Below are 19,835 nucleotides of genomic sequence, written 5' to 3' on the forward strand. Positions count from 1 at the left end.
CTCAGCGGCGTCCCATGATCCTCGTCCATACATCCGTCCTCCGTCCCCTAATCTGGCCCGGAGAACCGACGCAAACCATCAACTTTTAGATGCTAAATCTGTCCGACTGGAGCTGAAACAGGACAAGTGGGGGTAGCATCGCAGGTGACACCACTGCAGGTAGCATAGCCGACACACGTGGTTTGGTCGGCGCATGTCGTACCCGAAGCACACGTGGTTGTCCCCACGCATGTTGCCGCACCCGGACAGGTCGGAACTGAGGAACAGGTGTTGCTCGATTCGCACGTGATCGCCCCCGGGCAGGTGGCGGCCGCTTCGCATGTGGCAACACCCATGCAAGTGATCCCAGCCCCACAAGTGGTAGTTCCATTACAAGTCGCGGAACCCGGACAGCTCATCGCTCCGCTGCAAGTCGCACTCGTGGCGCAGGTTGGTGATCCCTCGCAGGTGGATGCACCGGAGCATGTCTCCTGCCCGTCGCATGTCGGACCACTCAGGCAAGTTGTCGTGCCGCTGCAGGTCGTGGACCCTGGGCAGGTCTCCGTCGAGGCGCAGGTCAGTGTCGGGCCACAAGTGGATGTACCGGTGCAAGTGCTCGTACCCGAGCATGTCTGCTGCCCCGGACAAGTCGGCGCGCTGTAGCACGTCGTCGACCCCGCGCACGTGGCAAACCCCGGACAGGTCGATTGATCGGCGCAGGTCGGCCCACTGCCGCACGTCGATGTCCCGACACAACTTGCCGTGCCCGCGCACGTCGGCTGACCATCGCAGGTCGGACCGTAGTCACAAGTCGCCGTCCCGGTGCAGGTGGCGGACCCGGGACAGGTCGACTGAGCGGCACAGGTCGGGCCACTGCCACACGTCGATGTCCCCGAACACGTCGCAAAACCCGGACAGGTGGCGGTGGCGTCACAGGTCGTGGTACCGCCACACGTCGTAGTGCCTGTGCAGGTCGCCGTGCCCACGCAAGTCGGCGCACCCGGCATGGTCGGGAGATCGAGGCAGGTGCAAGCTTCCAAGGTGCCGGGTATAGCGGGCTCACTGCCGTCTCTGCACTCGGGATTGTCCCATTCCATGCAGACGGGCCCATGCTCCCCGGCGATCGTACTCTGGAGAGGTCCCGGCGGACAACTCTGCCCCTGCGGGCAAATGCCTGACCAACGTCGATCTCCGAGTGATAGCCCCAGAGCGGCGACGTCGGCGGGGTGTCTGTTGACACAACTCAACTGGTAGAAGCACCGGTTGTAGTCAATGACCGTGACGATGCTCTTGGCAAACGCCGGAATGATGGGGTTGACGTTGACGTCTACGCCGACCAAATGGTTGGCCGGATCGACACAGGTCGTGTCGATTTCGAATTGCCCCGGAAGACCCAGGACGTCTACGGTCAACACGATGGAACCGGACCCGTCCACCCCAGGAGGGAGATATGGCCCCCCCGTGAGGCCCAACCACACCATGAGGACGCCCTCGGGTGAGGCGATCACGGGAATGTCCTTATTCTCCCCGCCCTCTGTGGGAGTCGCGTATCCCCAGGGGATACCGCCATGGCAGTTGGTCCCGTCGGATTCGGAGTAGACATTGGCGATCTTCGCCGCCCAAGGCAGAGCTGCCAATCTCTCGGCGAACTGCAGATTCACACTGGAGATGTACGCCCCACCTGTGAGTGTTCGTATCTCCAGCGGGACGACCACCGCGCTGAGAGCTACGGTGTTCTGAAGTCTGACGTGGATCGGGACACCCATCGCGCCCGCCGGACGGTCTTGGATTCGACCGACACGAACATCGCGGCAGGGTTCATCGGCTGGGCCGCGATATCGTGCGCCGTCTTACCGGAATTCGGCGCGGTTTGGGCAAGCGCCGGACGTGTCCATTTGCCCGGTTCCAGCCCGGATTCCGTGTGGAACTTCTCAATCGACTGGGTCAGACTGTTCTGAAACAGCGGCGAGGGCAGTGGATCGGCGGCATTGGCATTTCCGGACAGGACCGCGACGACGAGCCCGCACGCCCAGAGCACGGGTCCGACCAGGGACCGTGAAGGGAACACCGAATCGGCAACCCTGCGAGTCTTGACCGGCAACAGGGCGGCGGAAGCCCCCGCCAGTGAGGTTTGATGCGACCGCATCTGGTGACTCCTTCCACACGCGAGTGACGAAGGCACTCGGAGTTCCCTTCTCTGAAATTGTCGAGACTGCGGTTCTACAATGCTGTAAGCAATCCGCGCTAAGAGGGACCGTCGGCGCGGGTCTTTCCGGTTTGAACCCCGCCGCGCGCGAATCCGATACACCCTATCAATGAACAAACTCCGGCAACTTGTCAAGAGAGAATAGAATGGACACGCTCGCCGTGCGATGAGTGCCCCAGGATGAGGGCGCGAACAGATATTGTGCGTCCATGTACAGGATAGTCATTGTCTCAGTATATCCCCTCCAGTCGTTTCCTGTCGGCTGCAGGTGGACCGGTGCTGGTCTCTTGCCAAGTGACGGTGTGGGGTAGTCTGGCCCGAACCGTAAGGGGCCCGCCCCTGGCGGCCGGAGCGAGGTCGGATCTGGAATCGGCGGCCCGTCGTGCGTGTACGGGCGGGAGGGTGTTGCCGGTGGCTATGAGGAACTCAATCGGGCCAGGCGCCTTGGCATCGTCGACGTCCGGAACGCCCGGGTCGGCGGTCAGAGGCCTTCAGGTCCAGGATTCTGGCAGAACTGCTCCATAACCCGAGTGCCCCCGCGGGCGCGACTGGGATGAGTAGCGAATCAGGACAACGAAGCGAACGAATTCTGTGGTTACACCGATTTTACCCCCGGCAAATGGGAGCTTAAGATTGGGCCGGCATGGTTGCGTTCTCTATTCTCGAGGCTGCATTGCCCATGAATCCACTCGGAACGGTCGTTGTCAGGAGGGGCATCGGATGGAAATCCACGCATTGACGCCAACTCATGTGCGCACATGGCGTTATCCTTGGCGCCGAATCGCGGCGGCGATGATCGCACTCGCTTTGCTCTGGGCATGCCAGCTTGTTCGCGCCGCGGACAGCACGGGCGTGATCGCTGGTACTGTGTTGGATGGACGCAGCGGCGAGCCGGTGATCGGCGCGAGCGTACTGATCGCCGGAACCACCATTGGAGCGGCCACGGATTTGGACGGCCGATTCCGGATTCGCAATGCCCCCGCGGGTGCTCAGACCGTATTGGTCTCCAGCGTCGGGTACCAGTCGAAACAGATCAGCGCCGTGGAGGTCAAAGCACAGGACGTGATCACGGTGGATGCAGCGTTGACGGCGGCGGCGACCGAAATCGCGCCGATCGTCGTCACCGCGGAACGGGCCCGCGCGTCCGAAGCCGCGGTCATGGTACGTCGTCGCGCCGCGGCCAATGTCACCGACGGCATGTCGGCGGAGATGATCCGCAAGACCGACGACGGTAACGCCGGGGAGGCGCTGCGACGCGTCGTGGGAGTGACCGTGGTGGATGGTCGCAGTCTCGTTGTCCGCGGGATGGGCGGGCGGTATTCCACGGTCCGTCTCAACGGTGCTACGATCCCCAGTCCGGAGCCGGAAAAGCGGGAGGTCCCGCTGGACATGTTTCCGAGCGGTTTGATTCAGGACATGGTCGCCACCAAGACGTTTACTCCCGATCAGCCCGGTGATTTCAGCGGCGGGGCCGTGGATCTGGAGACCACGGAATCACCAGACCAACTTGTCATGAAGTTCTCGTCCACTGGTTCTTACAACACAGAAACAACGGGCAAGCGCGCGCTGAACTACGCCGATGTCGGCACCGAGCCGCTCCCCGAATTGATGAGCGCGGACTGGGGAAAGACATCCGCCTCCATCGAACAGGCAGGCGAGGCACTGGCACTGCGGCAGTGGACGCCGACGACCCGGAGCGGGATGCCGTACAACTCCTCTCTCTCCCTGGAAATCGGTAACAGATTGGCACTGGCGGACAACGTCAGTCTGGGTGTGGCCGGATCGGTCACCGATCGCACCAGTTATCGGCACGTCAACTCGCTGTTGCAGGAGCTGTCCGCCGGACAGACTCAGCTTAGGTACGACGTCTCCCAAGGTGTGAAGACGGCCTCGCGCGGCGGATTGGGTACCGCGACTCTCCTTCTGGGCAGTCATCACAAGCTCGCGGCCCGGGTGATGTACACACGAATCGCCGACAGCGAAGCACGTTACGCCCGCGGCTTTCACGCCGATTTCGGACCGGAGATCATTGTCGAAGAGACACGGATGCGCTACGTCAGTCGCGAGATCAGCACGCTGCAATTGAACGGTGAGCACAATCTGCCGGGGTTCTTCAATTCGCGAGTCCAGTGGCGGGGTGTCGTGTCCGACGCCGGTCGCGAGGAACCGGGAACGCTCACGAACGAATACCATACGAATCTGGAGCTGGGCCCGGACACGGTGCGTCGCTGGGAAATGAAGGGGCTGTCCGGCGTCAACGTCTACATGGATCATGACGACAATGACGCCCAATTCAGTCTTGACTGGTCTTTTCCTGTGAAGGCCAATGGTCTGCAATTCAAAGTGGGCGGTCTGTTCGAGAACAAGTCGCGAAACTCGGAAGCCCGACGGTACCGTTTCTCGAACTACGGCGGTCAGCCGCCCACCGCGGGTTTGGCCGAGGCGATCTTCACACCCGACAACATCGGCGCCGGACGCAACCAGTATCAACTGACGGACGGCACCTACGTGCTCGATCACTACGACGTCAATCAGCATGTCACCGCGGGGTATCTGATGGCCGAGTGGCCCCTCTGGAGGGAACTCCAGGTCGTTTGCGGCGCGCGCCATGAGAATTCGGACATGCGGTTGTACAGCGCGGATGAGGGATCGGGAACCGGTGCCTCGCGGCTCTATCCTCTGCGGACCGGAGATTGGCTGCCGATGGCCGGCATCGTCTGGCATGCGACCGAAAAGCTGAATCTGCGGGGCGCCGTGAGTCGGACACTGGGCCGGCCGGAGTATCGCGAGTTGGCCCCATTCGTCTGGCAAGACTACGCGCAGGGACGTGCGACGTCCGGAAACCCGGCGCTGAAGACGTGCTACATCACCAACTACGACCTGCGTTGCGAGTACTTCCCCGGCGGGGGGGATGTCCTGGCCGTCAGCGTCTTCCGGAAGGAGTTTGATCACCCGATCGAGCGCTACGTGGATCCCTCGCGTTCGAAGCCCTATGTGTCATTCACGAACGCCGCCAGTGCTTCGAACTACGGCGTGGAATTCGAGGCGCGTCGGTCGCTTGAGTTTCTGTCTCCGCGTCTGTCGACGATCACTCTCGGCGGGAGTCTGTCTCTGATTCACTCCAATGTGGTGGTTGAAGTGGGCGGTGCCCACGAGCGTCACGCGTACGATCGCCCGCTCACGGGGCAGTCGCCGTATGCGGTCAACTTGCTGGCCGGTTATACCGCGCCGAACGGCAAGATGAACGGCGCCATTGTCTACAACGCCTTTGGGGACCGTCTCGATGCTCTGGACGTCTTCACCGAGCCGCCGTACTACGAGCGCACCCGGCATCAACTCGATCTCACGCTCAACCGTTCGATTGGCTGGGGCGTTGGGCTGAAGGCCTCGGCCAAGAACCTGCTCGGCAGTAAGTACCGGGTGACCCAGGGGCGCGGCGACAAGGCGCCGGTGACGGAGGAGTACGAACTCGGGCGTAGTTACTCGCTCGGGGTCTCGTACAGTCTCTGATTCGATCAGTCATCCGAACATGCAGCGCTGAGAGGGGCAGGTCGCGCACGGGCGACCTGCCCTTCCTGCTTTGTGCCCATGCCGGTGGCGCCGGGTGTCTCGACCCGACGGAACACAACGGATCGACATCTCTTCCTCTTTTGGATGGACCGTGGCAACGGAACGGAATCAGGCCGATTCATCAGTCGACGATCGACACCAGCTTGAATTGTCCGTGGTGCTCGACGACGCTGCCGAAGATGCCGAGAGGGAGTTCCTGCCCGGTCTCATCACGGACCGTCACTGAGATCTTGCGGTGGACGGTGAGCGGCCCGTACTGTTCGGGCGCAGTCATGAATTGCACTCGTACCAACTCCAGTATTTGACCGCCATAATCCGACAAGGCGCGGCGAATCCCCTTCTGGCGTCCCATGACCAACAGGTACCATGCGAAATCCAGGTCTTTGGAAACATCGGCCTGCCCGATCGGCATGTTCGGCACCAGCACGGAATCATGCTCGTAGCGCGTCAGACAGACCTGATGGAGTGTGAGCGTGTCCGATGCCGCCAGCGCCTGCAGGATCCGCTCGCAGAGTGCTTCCACCGAAGGCGACGTCTCCGTCAGCAACGGCGGGGTTGTCGCCGCGTCCTTCTTCGCGCATCCCCAGAGAGAGAGGGCAGCGGTGACGAGGATCAACAACAGCCGGGTGTGGCGGCTCCGGACGTCAACTGCTGTGACACGAGTGATGCGCGGGTAGGTCAGTGCCATATCGTGTCCTCATGCTGTCTTGACCGATCATCGCCAAGTATCGCTCAGCGTTTGTCAGACGGCAATCCCAGAAAGACGACCGCCCCGGACCAAGTTCCGGGGCGGTGTCTGCCGATGGATGTACAAGTTACCAACCACACCACGAACAACTGACTGCTCAACCTAGAACAGGGCGAAGTCGCTCCACGGCTTGTACCACTCGACCGCGCCGGCTTCGACGGCACCCTTGAAGGTCACCTGCTCGAAGAAGCCATCGTCCGGAGGAAGCGGTCCGGGGTTGGTCACGCAAGGCATAACGTTCGGAACGATCGGGCGGAAATCCGGGAAGCCCGCGTCGAAGGGACCGGTGGCCGTCAGGATGTCCGGGAGCGCCGCCGGACCGGCGTTCAGCACCACGTCGTTGAAGTAGGGAGCCCCGGGATTGTTGATCGCCGCCTCCATACTGGGCGGATTGGCGGCTGTCTCGTCGTAGTATCCGCTCGATGCCTTGTCGTTCGCATCGGCGTCCCAACCGTTGATGTCATACCAGCAGGTGTAGCAGATCGACAGATCGGTACCCGCGAAACCGGGGAAGGTTGGTCCGCCCGCCGGGATCGTCGCCAACGCCAACGAGGCGGAATCGTCGATGTCCAGAGCGCGACGGAAGCGGGTCCAGATCGTGTTGTAGATCGTGCCGGCGGTACCGCGACGCAGGTGAGCGCCGTAGTTCGGCTGCGCCGTGTAATCCCATCCCTGGCCGGTCAATGTGGCGTTGTAAACCACGGGATGATTGCGCGGCAGGTAGTCGAATCCCGCCGCCGCCGGCTGGTTGTCCCACTCGAAACCATTGTGGTTGGAAGACGTGTTCTTGGTGCTGTCCTGCCAGACGATGACGAATTGCATCCGCGGTACCGAGCCGATGTCGGTGTCGTAGCCGTCGTCGTCGATGCCGGAGACGATCATGTGCTTGACGTCCACGGTGCCGCCGAACCACTCGATACCGTCGTCGGCATTCTGGTTGACCTGGATGTACTCCATGGTCGTTCCCTGATCGACGATGCTCTGCGCGCCCTTGTTCGGACCGGGAGCGTAGAGACTGCCGCCGACCGAATTGACCGTAATGCCATTGAGCTCGTTGTTGAGCGTGACCTCGCGGCCGCCGAAGTCGATGCGCATGTAGACATAGCAACCGCTATTGTCATGGGCATCGCCGCCGCCACCGTACCCGGCCTTGAGCGGGCCTTCGGTCGTGTAGATGAAGGTCGGGAAGTTGTTGTTCGGCGCGCAACCGTTGATCACCATGCCGCCCCAGTCGCCCTTGCTGCGGTCTCCAGGGGTCTTCATGCTGGTAAACACGACGGGAGCACTCGCGATGCCGACCGCGTGCATGTACCCGGTCCGCCGGACGATGACGAAGGCGGGGGAGGTCAGGGAGGTATCGCCCTTGATGATCGTTCCGGGGCAGATCATCACCGTGTCGGTCTTGTCACAGGCGTCGACATAATCCGGATCGCCGGCGACCGTGTCGTTGCCGATTTCCCAGACTCCCAAGATGCGGTACTGGAGGGAGTCATCATTGACCAGCCACCACTTGCCGGTCCCGAGACGTCCCGTCAGATCCTTGATGTGCCATTTGGTGTTTGCCGCCACGCTGCCGCCGCGGAACGCAATGTTGACGATGGCCACGACGTCCTGGACCGTGACATTGCCGTCGCCGTTCATGTCATCGCCGCCGACATAGCGCGCATTGGGGTTGCCCCGGAATGCCGTGCCGACCACGAGCACGACGTCCTGGACCGAGTGAACGCCGTCACCGTTGAGGTCGCCCATCCTGGTGCATGGGATTGGGTCGCAGACTGCATGCACGGTCGCAGGGACCGTCGCTGCAGCGAGAAGGGCACAAGCCCCCACGACCACTTTCAAGAATCGGTTCATTCTACCTCCTTGGGGCCTGGATACCCCGTGGTTGGTTCACTGTGCCCAGCCGACATCACTGGGCGTTTGCATACGGCACAATGCCTGGCACGGCATCGACGGGCGGGACTGGCTCACCCGTCGGCGGCGAACATGGGGCGCCGTGATTGTTGCCACGTTGCGGACAGATCAAGTCGAAGTAAAGAACTCCCCCGGAGATGAGTCCCCGGGGCAACGCCGGCGCCGCAGGCAAGAGGTGCTGGAAGGTAAGCTGAAGCGGGATAATGAGTCCTATGGCAGATTGAACGTGGTGTGAGACGCCCGCGTCGGCCGTCAGGCGCAAAATGCCGCCAACTCCGACGCCTCCACTGTGACCAGTGGTTCAGGCGCATGTTCGGCTCTTGGATCGGACGTCTGGAGGACCCGATTCGGGCCATGTCCCCATCCCCCGTCTTCCGGGCCTTCGTTGCGCAACGACGGCCCCAGGCAGTACCGTCCGTCAAGGACACCAGTGACAACGGCGACGAATCGGTCTGGGACGAGCTGCTGGAGTGACAATGGATGCCAGTAGACCTTCTCTTTCCGTCGGTTGGCTGTCCCCTTCTCTCGCACCATCTTCATCTCCTCTGGAATCGTCGTTGCGTGTTCCCTCGGATTGTGTTCCCCGTCTTTCTCCAGGTACCCGTTCGTCGTCACGTCACTGGGGTCTGCACCGTCTGTGGCATTCGTGCGCCCCGTGCATGTCCCGGGGTGTCCGGATGCTGAGTTGCCTGGCGCAACTCGGAACGAGCGCTTCGCGCACTCGCCGCGGGAATCTCATCCGCGAGCATTACCGTGCCATTGCCGCGGAGTAACCTTGGCGTAAATGTCGGTCGGGAATCCCGAGATGTCCGGAACGGAAACGCCACTTCCGGCTGGGCACGGCTTCCCCGACCAGAATCCGGGGAACCATCTTTGCAGTACGCAGTCGTTGTCTCAGATTCACTGCAACATTCAACGCTACTCGTTTCTCGGAGTGCCCGTTACTTCAGCAACACCATGCTCCGGGCGCGGACGAAGTCGGATGTCTGGATGCGATAGAGGTAGACACCGGTCGAGAGGCCCGATCCGCGGTCGTCGGTGCCGTCCCACTCCACCGCATACGATCCGGCGGGTCGATCCTCATCGATGAGGGTCCGCACTCTGCGTCCCAGGATGTCGAACACGTCGAGCCTGACATGACGATCGGCGGGGAGACCGAAACGTATCACCGTCGATGCGTTGAAGGGATTGGGGTAGGATGGCCCGAATTCGTAGGAGGATGGTACGCCCTCGCCCGTCTGTAGCGACCGCACGGCGCTGGCGGCATCGACCATCACGACCACGACCGTGTCGGACTGCCAAACGCCGTCCGAAGCGCGGAACTTCACATCGAGGGGACCTTCTTGTCCCGCGACGGGTGAGAAGCTGAATGTCCCGGAGCCATCGTGATGATCCGTCAGCGTCGCGTTGGCAGGCGGATTCGGCAATGACAACGACGGGATCGTGCCATCAGGGTCTGTCGCGGAGACGTCGAACGTCAGCGTCTGCCCGACCTTCACGGTCTGCGACGGTATGAACGCAAACGCGGGCGGGAGGCCGCCGACATGGATCACGCCCCCCGTGAACTGGAACAATACCAAGTCGGTGAACAAGTCGGTGCCGGAGAGGTGATTCGCCGGGCAGACACACATCGTGTCGATCTCGAAGGATCCCGGTGTGGAGTTCACATCGAAGACGAAGTTGAACGAGGCCCCCATCGGATAGGGCTGCGACTCACCCTGAGATGGCCAGTCATTGAATGTTCCGGCGACGCTGTCGCTTCCCGCCGGGAGATAATACAGATCCGGAGGTCCACTGGTGGCCACGCCGGTCCACATGAAGCCGTCCGGGCTGATGAAGTCGACCGCCGAGGGGGAATTCCGATACGTGTTCGAGACTGGGCCGCTGCACCAGACGACGTCGTTTCCGTCGTAGCAGGGCACAGGGTCCGTCTTGGGTTGACCGAACACGCGTTTGTCGGCCAGTCCAATCAGGGGGCTGACCCCGAGGCGATTCCCCGGAGGCACATTGAACTTGCAGGACCCGGCGATGTAGGACCCATTCGCGTCGGTGTCGCGCATCTCCAGGGGTAGCACAAAGCCGGTCAGGGGCTGGTCATTCACCACCCACACTTCCACCGTCACTCCGGTTTCCCCGAGGCCCACGGACTTCGATTCCACCCACACCTTGTTGTATGCGTGTGACTCGCCGCCCAAGACAGTGATGTCTGTCAACAACAGAAGAGCCGTGCAGAAGAACCGATAGCGACGCGAGTGTTCAGCTCTCACGGGGGAGTTGGACTGTGAAACGCGATTCCTCATCATCATCGTGAATCTCCCTTCATATTCGTCTCGACGTGGGCACTACTACCAAGATGGACATGACCTCGTTTTGAACCCGGTCTTCACCCCTTGGTGGCGCTGGGTAGACATGGCCGAGCGACCTATTGATGAGGACTGCGCCCGACCCATCCCCGCAGCTTGTCGAGAACGAACCAACGGACACGTTACGGTGTGGTTTAGTCTACATAACGGGACTGTTAAATCGCGGCCCCAGTAGGGACGGCATGATACCGGACTGCCGCATGAATCTTGGATCATTCCCGCCGACTTGGGTTGTCGGAGGGATCGGTCGCACCATGGCGGCCCCGATTTCGCATGGAATTAACGTGGCCTTAACCCGCGGAAAACCGTGGTCGCTGAGTGTATGGTGCCGCGGATTGCGCCCGTCCGCGCTTGCGAGAATGCCATGACGTTGACGCCCAAACGCATCCTGGTCGTTGAGGACGAGAAGGATGTCGGCGATCTGATCCTCCACCTCCTGCAGCGGGAGGGCTTCTATGCGGAGCGGATCACCGACGGCAGGAGCGCGTTGGCCAAGCTCGAGAACGAGCTTCCCGATCTGGTACTCCTCGACATGATGCTCCCGGACATCGATGGACTTGATGTGCTGCGCCGTCTGCGACAGGTCGAGCGCACCCGACACCTGCCATTGCTGGTTGTCAGCGCGAGAGCCGAGGACACCGAGCGCGTGATCGGTCTGGAGCTCGGCGCCGACGACTACCTGGCCAAGCCGTTTATGCCCAAGGAACTCCTGGCGCGCATTCGATCCGTGCTGCGCCGGGCGACCCCGCCGCTGCCGGAGCCGACCACATGTCAATACGGACCCCTGATGCTGGACCGTGCCGCACATGAAGTGCGGTACAACGGCGAGTTGATCCTGGTCACGGCGCGGGAATTCTCGTTGCTGGAGCAGTTCCTGAGTTCTCGCGGGCGGGTCCTGACGCGTGCCTACCTGCTGAGGACGATCTGGGGATACCAGGGGCAGATCAGGACTCGTACCATCGACGTACACGTGCGCCTGCTGCGCAAGAAGATCCCCCTGCTGCAGACGGCCATCGAGACGATTCGCAACGTGGGCTACAAACTGAGGCCGGAGACCTGAGCCCCTCTGTCTCCGCGTCGGCGACATCACACTTCAAGACTCGCGGCTCATAGACCTGCCGGTGCCATTTCCCTGGGTGTGGAATCTGAAACCCCGACCCCATGAGACCGATCGACCCGACTCCTGGGCATGGCGACCCCGTGAGCGGAGACGCTCCGGGTTCGTAGAGCGCTTTATGCCAGCCGTCATCTGCGGCAAGCTCGGGAATTGGGAAACAAAGCACCCATACAAGACTAAGACCCGTGGGCCGATGGACCCACGGGTCTGGCTGTCTCCTGCCGGAGCTCAGATTGCCGTGCGGTTCACTTCAACAGCACCATCTGGCGGACATCGACATGCGATTCCGTTTGCAGGCGGCAGAAGTAGACACCGGACGAGACGGCCTGGCCCCGGTCGTCAGTGCCATCCCACGTGACTTCGTGCTCGCCAGCGGTCTGCGCCTCGGAGACCAACGTCCGCACACGACGACCCAAGATGTCATAGATGTCCAGGTGAACATTCTCCGCGTCACCCAGCGCGTAGGTGATCCCCGTGGAGGCATTGAAGGGATTGGGACTCAAGCGCTCCATGCGCGTCGGGCGGGATGGTCGGGCCACAACCGGGGATCCACCGCCGCCGCCGACTGCGACGATCTCCTTCAGGTTGATACAGTCCCGACCGGCCAGATCGCGGCCGTTCAGTGTCCTTGCCGTCAATTCCAGCAAGCGCACATCGCCGGGATGGCAGGGAGACAGAAGGGCCAACACCGAGTCCAGATCGAACATGAGCACAAGGTCGGTGTATCCATCGGGACCGGCCGTGCCGCACTCACAATCGCCCGATTCGGTCGGAACACCTGAACCGGCGACATCCTCATATTCGTGCGTGAGAGGATGGAGCTCCAGGATGTCAATCGAGGTCAGGTTGACCTGATGCACATCGAACACAGGTGAGCCGAGCATGGCGACGGGGAGCAGACGCCCGCCTGGCACTACCCCGGCCCCGTGGGGAACGTCAATCTCCCGTGCCTCGCTGATCGGGACATCGTTGGGACACTGGCCGGGGAGGATGTCGACATCCGACGCCAGTGCAGGTCGGGGTACTACGCAGTTGATCAGGACCATGACATTTTGACCGTTTGCATCGCCAACGGCCAAGTCGTTGTCGTTGTCACCGTCCATATCAGTGGCCAAGACCGAACGAGGACTCTCCCCGGCAGCGTAGTTCACGGCCCCCTGAAAGGTCCCATCTCCATTGTTGCGCAGGATCGAGACGTTGTTGCTGCCGACATTGGCGACGGCCAGATCGAAGTCCCCATCGCCGTCCAGATCGGCCGCAAAGACGGAATAGGGGACAGCCCCTGCCGCGTAGTTGACCGCCGCCATGAAACACAACTCCTGTGTGCCGGCATCTGTGGCCGTCAGCATTGCCACCGTGAGTACCATCGCACTGACCGCAACCCAGTGAAATCGCATATGCCGCCTCCGCATGCAGACGCGCTTCCCGTGGACACGGGAACTGTAGGAACTCGATCAGCATCGGTCCCAAGGGACCGGAGGATTGCGAACCTCCTTTATGAGGTACATCAAGTGAGCGGAATCACAACAGTTTTCTGCAATCGGCTCCACGGCCCCCCAGTCGTGCGGCAGGATGCCAACGCAGCGAGCTGTTGAAGAATCATTCCGCACTGTCATCCTGAGCGAAGCGAAGGATCTGCTTTCCCTCCCCTATGAAGAAACAGCAGATTCCTCACTCCGCCGAAAGGCGGCGGGGTTCAGAATGACAGTGTGGAGTGTCTTTCGGTACCATGCCAGCGGTCAATGCAAAGACACTGGCGCCGGGTGTGGGCATCCGGCGCCACTAAGGGGGGGCTTCTGCAACATCTCGGTCGGTCATTGAATCTTGGCTACGGGCGGGCTACCTTATGGAATCGCAGATGGCGGGACGGCAGAGGACAACAACCCGAGAGGAGCACATGTCGCAAAGACCGGAGATCACCTGGCAGTCAGTCGTTGGCGCCATCATTGTGTCGGCGGTCGTTTCCATGGCCTATCCGTACATCGTGCTCAAGCTCGGCATGGGACCGAACATGAGCGTGATCGCCGCCTTTCTGGGCGCGATCTTCATGGCGATCACCGCCCGCGGCACACTGGGGCGGAACGCCATCCAGAACAACATCATCCAGTCGGCGGCGACCTCGGCGGTGTCGACCGCCTTCATGTGCGTGGTGGCGGCGGCGTTCGGGTATCTGGCGATGAATGAGTCGGTCGATGTCCATCTGACCATCACCCCGTTTCAGATGTTCAGTTGGCTGTGTTGTTCCGGCGCCATCGGCGTGTTCATGTCGGCGATGTTCCGCAAATACTTTGTCGATGACCCGGAGATGATCTTCGCCGACGGTGTCGCGGCGGCCGAGACGATCAACGTTCTCGATCAGGGAAAGGCCGCGGGGCAACGGTACACCACTCTTGGCATCAGCGCGGCGATCGGCGCGGTGCTGGCCTTTCTCCGTGACGGTCTCGAGTGGATCGGCACACTCGGATTCGCGATGCGTTACCGGATCGGGATCGAGTGGGGGATGCTCAACATCGGCACCGGCATGCTGATCGGGCTGAATGTCGGCGTCTCGATGCTGTTGGGCACGGTTGTTGTCTGGATCTTCTCGCCCTTGGTCATGGAAAAGGCGGGGATGTTCATCGTGCAGAACTCCGTTGCCCCGCAGTACTGGCCGCAGGTGCAGGAACTGGTGAATGTCCCGCAACTGTCGGCGGCCCAGACCGAGTTTCTGCATCAGCATGGCGGCCTCATGGCCAACTATCACAGCGGCTCGCACTTTGCGATCATCATGCTGTGGTTCATGTGGCCGGCGACGGCCGTGATGATCACGGCGGCGATGACCGCGGTGGCGCTCAAGTGGCGTTCGATCACCGCCATGTTCAAGGAGCTCCGCGCGGCGCGTGCACCGGGACATGAACGGGTCGATGTCTCGCTGCGCACGATCATCATCATGACCACGCTTCTGACGATCCTGTTGGCCTTTGTCCAGCAGGTCCATTTCCGACTCCCCTGGTGGGAGACGGTCGCCTCGGTGATCGCGGGGTTCCCGCTGATCCTGGTCGGCGTGCGTGTGCTCGGCGAGACCAACAACGGTCCGGTATCGCTCATGGCCAACACGCTGCAGGCGATCTTCCGCGCCTTTTCGCCGTCGATCAGCCACAATCTGGTCGCCGCCGGGATGGCGGGGAATATCAACTCGCAGGGGGAAGGACTGATGCAGGTGTTCAAGACCGGCAAGTTGGTCGGTTCGACGCCGCGCGTTCTCACCTGGGTACAGTTTTGCGCGGTGCCGATCGGGGCAGCATCGGTGGCGATCATGTATCCGCTTCTGATCGCGCGCTATGGGCTCGGCGGTGACGGGCTCGCCGCGCCCACCGGTCTCAAACTCGCCAATATGGCGGTGCTGATGTCCAAGGGGATTTCGGCCTTTCCGCCGGGGGCGCTCCTGTGGACGGTGATCGCGGCGGCGGCCGGGATCGTTCTCGCTGTCGGCAAGGGGAAGCTCAACTGGCATTGGTTGCCGAGCGCGGCGGGATTCGGTTTTGCCCTGATTCTACCCGGCACACTCAACGTGCCGGTCGGGCTCGGTTCGATTCTGGGATGGATCTGGATGAAGGCGGCGCGGGAGTCATACGAACAGCACTATGTAACGGTGGCTTCCGGGTTCATCGGCGGCGAGGCGCTGATCGCCGGACTGATTCTGCCGCTGCTGTTCTATTTTGGTATCTTCTGATGCTGGAGGCCGCGGTCCGTGGCGAACAGGGAAACGGAAATATGAAGGCGAAGGGCAGAATCATTCATTGTTCTTGGATCTTGTCACGAAATGAACGAACGGACGACGCCCTCACCCGATCCGTCCTGCGGACGGATTGACCTCTCCCCCTCGAGTGCGCTCGGGGCAAGCCGGAGGGAGAGGTTATCACCCCGACCCACTTTCCGGAGCTGGCCGGAGCCAGGTCGGCCGGCAACGTAGCCACATCCAACAGCGGTGCGTATGTTGACTTCCACGGAAGAGGACAAGACCTTGAGACCGATCGTGCGATTTCTCGGCGATGAGTTGATCGGGCAGATTCTCACCGAGGCGCGCGGTGTGCTGAGCACACTCGGCGTGGAAATCCAGAACCCCGCGATCCTCGCGCTTCTGGCCGACCACGGTGCACGCATTGACTGGAGCACCGGCCGCGCGTTCCTCCCCGGCGATTTGATCGACCGCAGCATAAAGGCCGCGCCCAACTCCTTTTCACTGTTCGATGTTATCGGTAACAAGGTGGCCGATCTTTCCGGCTGGAACGTCTACTTCACACCCGGTTCGACGGCGATCAATATCCTGGATGGCCAGACAAAGGACGTGCGTCGTCCGGTCACCGCTGACTATGTGCGGTTTGCGCAACTGGTCGCCGGATTGGATCACATTGCCTATCAGTCTACCGCGTTGATCCCTTCTGATGTCGATGAGAAGATCTCCGACAGCTACCGGCTCTTCCTGAGTCTGATGTTCTGCGAAAAGCCGGTCGTCACCGGTACATTTCGCATCGAGTCGTTCGAGATCATGAAGGACCTTCAACTGGCGGTGCGGGGCGACGCCAAGAACCTCGCGGCCAAACCGCTGACGGTCTTCTCCTGCTGTCCCACGTCGCCATTGCGCTGGAGTGACGTCACGTCCCAGAATCTGGTCGACTGTGCCCGCTACTCGATCCCGGTCGAGTACATCTCGATGCCATTGTCCGGATTCATGGCGCCGGTCACGCTGGTCGGATCGCTCATCCAGCACACGGCCGAGACATTGAGCGGATTGGTCATCAGTCAAACGGTGAACCCCGGGACGCCCGTTCTCTATGGCGGCTCACCCGCCGTGTTCGACGTCCGCTATGAGACGACGCCGATGGGCGATGTCGGCACGATGATGATGGACTGTGCCTACAACGAGATCGGCAAGCACCTCGGCCTGCCGACGCAGGCCTACATCTCTCTCAGTGATGCCAAACACCTCGATGCCCAGGCCGGGTTGGAGTCGGCGATGGGTGCGACTTTGGCCGCACTGGCCGGGATCAACAGCATCTCCGGCCCGGGAATGCTCGATTTCGAGAGTTGCTACAGCCACGAGAAGCTGGTCGTCGACAATGAGATTTGCGGCATGGCGCTCCGGTTGATCAGCGGCATTGCGCCGAAGGAGGATTTTCCCTCGCTGCCGCGTTTCGAAGAGCTCCTGCGCGAACAGCATCTGTTGATCTCGGGCCATACGCGGCGCTACCTCAAGGAGGAGGTGTACTTTCCGGGCCGAGTGATCGACCGGGCCAATCGTTCACGCTGGCGCGAGGAAGGCGGCCAGACAATCCTGGAGCGGGCACGCGATGAAGTCCAACGACTCGTCGGACGCCACAAACCGGTCTGTCTTTCTGAGGATATCATAAACGAGATGACCAAGCGGATGAAGTCGGAGGCGATTCGGTGCGGGATGGACCGCCTGCCGGTGGGCACATTATGCGAATGATACTGGACATCCCCCCGGAGCGGACGATCCCGGGCGAGCAGGCGGTGCTCTCGGCCCAGGGGATTCCGAGCGCGTCCGTCGTTGCGTCGTGCCATGCCGACCTGGCAAAGCAGGCGCTCGCGGTCTATCGTTCCCTGGCCCGACCGGCGGGAATCATTCATGAGTTGTCACGGGCGGACTTCGCTGTCGTCTATGCCGGTGAAGGGTGCAACGACAGTCCCGCGCCGGTGGAGCAGATCTATCCGTTGTGCGATAGACTGGCCCTGTTCTCGGTTACCCTCGGAGAAGAGATCTGCGGGCAGATCTCCGGGCTATTCGCGCTCCATGAGTTCGCGTTGGGCGCCATGCTCGATGCGGCCGCCTCGGAGGGGACCGAACTGACGGCGGAGTACGCGGAATCATACTATGCCGACCACTGCATACAGGACAACCCCTCCCAAGCGCAGGATCTCGGGATCTTACGCTTCAGTCCCGGTTACTGTGGCTGGGATACGAGCGGGCAGAAGAGACTGTTCGGGGTTCTCAAGCCGGAGGAGATCGGCATCACACTGAATGCGAGTTGCCTCATGCATCCCCTGAAATCCATCAGCGGCGTCATCCTGGTTGGACCGGGGACGGCGTTTGCATTCGAAGATGACTATGCCTTTTGTCGCCTGTGCGAGACACATTCGTGCCGCGAACGACTGGCTCGGGTCGTGGCACGACAACGGTGATCGCCATCGGTGAGAAAGGACACGGTGATGACCGACACGTTGCAACGTCTATCGCGTGCACTGCAAAACGGGAATTCGGATGATGTCGCCCGCTGGACACGGGCGGCGATCGATGCCGGCCTGGAAACGCAGACCATCCTCAATGAGGGGTTGATTGGCGGGATGGCCGTGGTGGGCGAACGTTTCCGGACGCACGAGATTTTCCTTCCGGACGTGCTCCTGGCGGCCAAGGCGATGTACGTCGGCATGGAGCTTCTGCGCCCTCTCCTGATTCGGGATGACGTCCCCACGGTCAGGACGGTGGTGATCGGCACCGTCCAGGGCGACCTGCATGACATCGGCAAGAACCTCGTCGGGATCATGCTCAAGGGGGCGGGTTTCGACGTCATCGATCTGGGCCGTGATGTCCCGCCGGAACGGTTCGTCACCGAAGCGGAGCGGACCGGCGCGGATGTGATCGGTGTATCCGCGCTGTTGACCACGACGATGGTGAACATGGGCAAGGTCATCAACCTGGCGCGGGAACGGGGGCTGCGCCCGAAGACCAAGATCATAGTGGGCGGCGCGCCACTCTCGCAGGAATTCGCGCAGAGGATCGGCGCCGATGCCTATTGCTTCGACGGCACCAGCGCCGTGGACTGTGTCAAGAGATTCGTGAGCCAGGCGAGATGACGCGCCATCTCCTCGACCGTCTCAGAAGCGGCGATATACTGGTCGGCGACGGCGCCACCGGAACCATGCTGTTGGACTCTGGTCTCGATGCCGGCGTCTGTCCGGAGACGCTGAATCTCGATCGTCCGGACCGTCTGGCGGCGTTGGCCCGCGCGTATCGCGATGCCGGAGCGGACATCGTCCAGACCAACACATTCGGCGCCTCGCCGCTGAAGTTGGCGCTGTCCGATCTGGCGGAGAAGACGGAGGAGATCAACGCGAATGCTGTGCACGCCGTCCGGAAGGCGGTCGGGACGACTGCCTACATCTGCGGCTCGTGCGGACCTTCGGGCCGACTGCTGGAGCCGTATGGGGACACCGAGCCGCAAGCGGTCTACGGGAGTTTCGTGCGTCAGATCCAAGCGCTGGTCGGCGCGGGCGTTGATGCCATTTGCATCGAGACCATGACCGACCTTGCCGAGGCGACACTGGGCGTGCGCGCGGCGCGCGCCGTGTCCTCCACAATCCCAGTCTTCGCGTCGATGACCTTCGACCCGACGCCGCGGGGGTTCATCACGATCATGGGCGTCAGCGTCGAGCAGGCGGCCTCGAGACTTGCGGCGGCGGGCGCCGATGTCATCGGGTCCAATTGCGGCAATGGCATCGAGAACATGGTTCGGATCGCCGCGGAATTCCGCAAAGTCACGAACCTGCCCGTGTTGATTCGCCCGAACGCCGGCCTGCCTGAGATCGATGGCGATCGGCCTGCCTATCGTGAGTCCGCCGCGTTCATGGTGCCGCACTTCCGTGCCCTCGTGGAACTGGGAGTTCAGGTCATCGGCGGCTGTTGCGGGACAACGCCGGAGCATATTGCGGCACTGCGCGGAGCAGCGGATCACTTTACGGCCAATCACCTGTAGGTCAGGAGCCCTGTGCTCCTGACAGACACTCCGCGATCGGAGATCGCGGGCACGTGCGGATGGACGATCTCTCCCCTGACCCGCTCCCGAGACAATCCGGCAACTCTGACTCTGGCGCTCGGGATGCTCACACTGCTAATTGTTCTCTGATGCTTCATCGCCGCGGACGATCGATTCTCTTGTT

General features: G+C 61.8%; 14 protein-coding genes. 7 read left to right on the plus strand and 7 right to left on the minus strand.

Going from position 1 to position 19,835, the window contains the following annotated elements; genetic code table 11:
* Nucleotides 1–369: 369 nt before the first annotated feature.
* Nucleotides 370–717: a hypothetical protein gene (locus tag AB1792_09445; GenBank protein MEW5702440.1), complete on the minus strand. Its 348-nt coding sequence runs from the start codon at nt 715–717 to the stop codon at nt 370–372.
* 988 nt (nt 718–1,705) lie between these two features.
* Nucleotides 1,706–2,125 carry a hypothetical protein gene (locus AB1792_09450; protein ID MEW5702441.1) on the minus strand — a complete coding sequence of 140 codons (420 nt, stop codon included), beginning with the start codon at nt 2,123–2,125 and terminating at the stop codon, nt 1,706–1,708.
* A 780-nt stretch (nt 2,126–2,905) separates the two neighbouring features.
* Here AB1792_09450 and AB1792_09455 point away from each other — a divergent pair.
* Nucleotides 2,906–5,695: a TonB-dependent receptor gene (locus AB1792_09455; GenBank protein MEW5702442.1), complete on the plus strand. Its 2,790-nt coding sequence runs from the start codon at nt 2,906–2,908 to the stop codon at nt 5,693–5,695.
* A 181-nt stretch (nt 5,696–5,876) separates the two neighbouring features.
* Here the strand turns inward: AB1792_09455 and AB1792_09460 are convergent, their stop codons facing one another.
* The 4 genes from AB1792_09460 to AB1792_09475 all read right to left on the minus strand — a co-directional run bounded on the left by AB1792_09460 (nt 5,877) and on the right by AB1792_09475 (nt 10,723).
* The gene (locus AB1792_09460; GenBank protein MEW5702443.1) at nt 5,877–6,443 is read right to left on the minus strand and encodes a hypothetical protein; all 567 of its coding nucleotides are present in this window, start codon (nt 6,441–6,443) and stop codon (nt 5,877–5,879) included.
* Between the two features lie 162 nt (nt 6,444–6,605).
* Nucleotides 6,606–8,357 carry a hypothetical protein gene (locus AB1792_09465; protein MEW5702444.1) on the minus strand — a complete coding sequence of 584 codons (1,752 nt, stop codon included), beginning with the start codon at nt 8,355–8,357 and terminating at the stop codon, nt 6,606–6,608.
* A 312-nt stretch (nt 8,358–8,669) separates the two neighbouring features.
* The gene (locus AB1792_09470; GenBank protein ID MEW5702445.1) at nt 8,670–8,951 is read right to left on the minus strand and encodes a hypothetical protein; all 282 of its coding nucleotides are present in this window, start codon (nt 8,949–8,951) and stop codon (nt 8,670–8,672) included.
* A 407-nt stretch (nt 8,952–9,358) separates the two neighbouring features.
* On the minus strand, nt 9,359–10,723 hold the full coding sequence (locus AB1792_09475) for a FlgD immunoglobulin-like domain containing protein (GenBank protein ID MEW5702446.1): 1,365 nt from the start codon (nt 10,721–10,723) through the stop codon (nt 9,359–9,361).
* 421 nt (nt 10,724–11,144) lie between these two features.
* Between AB1792_09475 and AB1792_09480 the strand changes: the two genes are divergently transcribed.
* On the plus strand, nt 11,145–11,840 hold the full coding sequence (locus AB1792_09480) for a response regulator transcription factor (protein MEW5702447.1): 696 nt from the start codon (nt 11,145–11,147) through the stop codon (nt 11,838–11,840).
* A 302-nt stretch (nt 11,841–12,142) separates the two neighbouring features.
* Here the strand turns inward: AB1792_09480 and AB1792_09485 are convergent, their stop codons facing one another.
* Nucleotides 12,143–13,294, minus strand: coding sequence for a FlgD immunoglobulin-like domain containing protein (locus AB1792_09485; protein ID MEW5702448.1), 1,152 nt, complete (start codon nt 13,292–13,294; stop codon nt 12,143–12,145).
* Nucleotides 13,295–13,794: 500 nt separating this feature from the next.
* Between AB1792_09485 and AB1792_09490 the strand changes: the two genes are divergently transcribed.
* The 5 genes from AB1792_09490 (at nt 13,795) to AB1792_09510 (ending at nt 19,651) form a co-directional block, all read left to right on the plus strand.
* A complete protein-coding gene (locus tag AB1792_09490) occupies nt 13,795–15,609 on the plus strand; it encodes an OPT/YSL family transporter (protein ID MEW5702449.1) in 1,815 nt (604 codons plus the stop codon).
* A gap of 291 nt (nt 15,610–15,900) precedes the next feature.
* Entirely contained in the window at nt 15,901–17,367 is a 1,467-nt protein-coding gene (locus AB1792_09495; GenBank protein ID MEW5702450.1) for a trimethylamine methyltransferase family protein, read from the plus strand.
* Nucleotides 17,358–18,080, plus strand: a complete 723-nt coding sequence (locus AB1792_09500) for a vitamin B12 dependent-methionine synthase activation domain-containing protein (protein ID MEW5702451.1) — start codon at nt 17,358–17,360, stop codon at nt 18,078–18,080. Before AB1792_09495 ends, AB1792_09500 begins: the two co-directional genes overlap by 10 nt.
* Before the next feature lie 27 nt (nt 18,081–18,107).
* The gene (locus AB1792_09505; GenBank protein ID MEW5702452.1) at nt 18,108–18,752 is read left to right on the plus strand and encodes a corrinoid protein; all 645 of its coding nucleotides are present in this window, start codon (nt 18,108–18,110) and stop codon (nt 18,750–18,752) included.
* Nucleotides 18,749–19,651, plus strand: a complete 903-nt coding sequence (locus tag AB1792_09510) for a homocysteine S-methyltransferase family protein (protein ID MEW5702453.1) — start codon at nt 18,749–18,751, stop codon at nt 19,649–19,651. Before AB1792_09505 ends, AB1792_09510 begins: the two co-directional genes overlap by 4 nt.
* The last annotated feature ends 184 nt before the right edge of the window (nt 19,652–19,835 follow it).

It is taken from the genome of Candidatus Zixiibacteriota bacterium, assembly GCA_040752595.1.
Taxonomy (GTDB): domain Bacteria; phylum Zixibacteria; class MSB-5A5; order WJJR01; family WJJR01; genus JACQFV01.

What these genes read in the sequence shown, in the direction of transcription:
- AB1792_09450 (MEW5702441.1), bottom strand. Translation starts at nt 2,125, where the DNA reads ATGCGGTCGCATCAAACCTCACTGGCGGGGGCTTCCGCCGCCCTGTTG.
- AB1792_09455 (MEW5702442.1), top strand. Translation starts at nt 2,906, where the DNA reads ATGGAAATCCACGCATTGACGCCAACTCATGTGCGCACATGGCGTTAT.
- AB1792_09460 (MEW5702443.1), bottom strand. Translation starts at nt 6,443, where the DNA reads ATGGCACTGACCTACCCGCGCATCACTCGTGTCACAGCAGTTGACGTC.
- AB1792_09465 (MEW5702444.1), bottom strand. Translation starts at nt 8,357, where the DNA reads ATGAACCGATTCTTGAAAGTGGTCGTGGGGGCTTGTGCCCTTCTCGCT.
- AB1792_09470 (MEW5702445.1), bottom strand. Translation starts at nt 8,951, where the DNA reads ATGGTGCGAGAGAAGGGGACAGCCAACCGACGGAAAGAGAAGGTCTAC.
- AB1792_09475 (MEW5702446.1), bottom strand. Translation starts at nt 10,723, where the DNA reads ATGATGATGAGGAATCGCGTTTCACAGTCCAACTCCCCCGTGAGAGCT.
- AB1792_09480 (MEW5702447.1), top strand. Translation starts at nt 11,145, where the DNA reads ATGACGTTGACGCCCAAACGCATCCTGGTCGTTGAGGACGAGAAGGAT.
- AB1792_09485 (MEW5702448.1), bottom strand. Translation starts at nt 13,294, where the DNA reads ATGCGATTTCACTGGGTTGCGGTCAGTGCGATGGTACTCACGGTGGCA.
- AB1792_09490 (MEW5702449.1), top strand. Translation starts at nt 13,795, where the DNA reads ATGTCGCAAAGACCGGAGATCACCTGGCAGTCAGTCGTTGGCGCCATC.
- AB1792_09500 (MEW5702451.1), top strand. Translation starts at nt 17,358, where the DNA reads ATGCGAATGATACTGGACATCCCCCCGGAGCGGACGATCCCGGGCGAG.
- AB1792_09505 (MEW5702452.1), top strand. Translation starts at nt 18,108, where the DNA reads ATGACCGACACGTTGCAACGTCTATCGCGTGCACTGCAAAACGGGAAT.
- AB1792_09510 (MEW5702453.1), top strand. Translation starts at nt 18,749, where the DNA reads ATGACGCGCCATCTCCTCGACCGTCTCAGAAGCGGCGATATACTGGTC.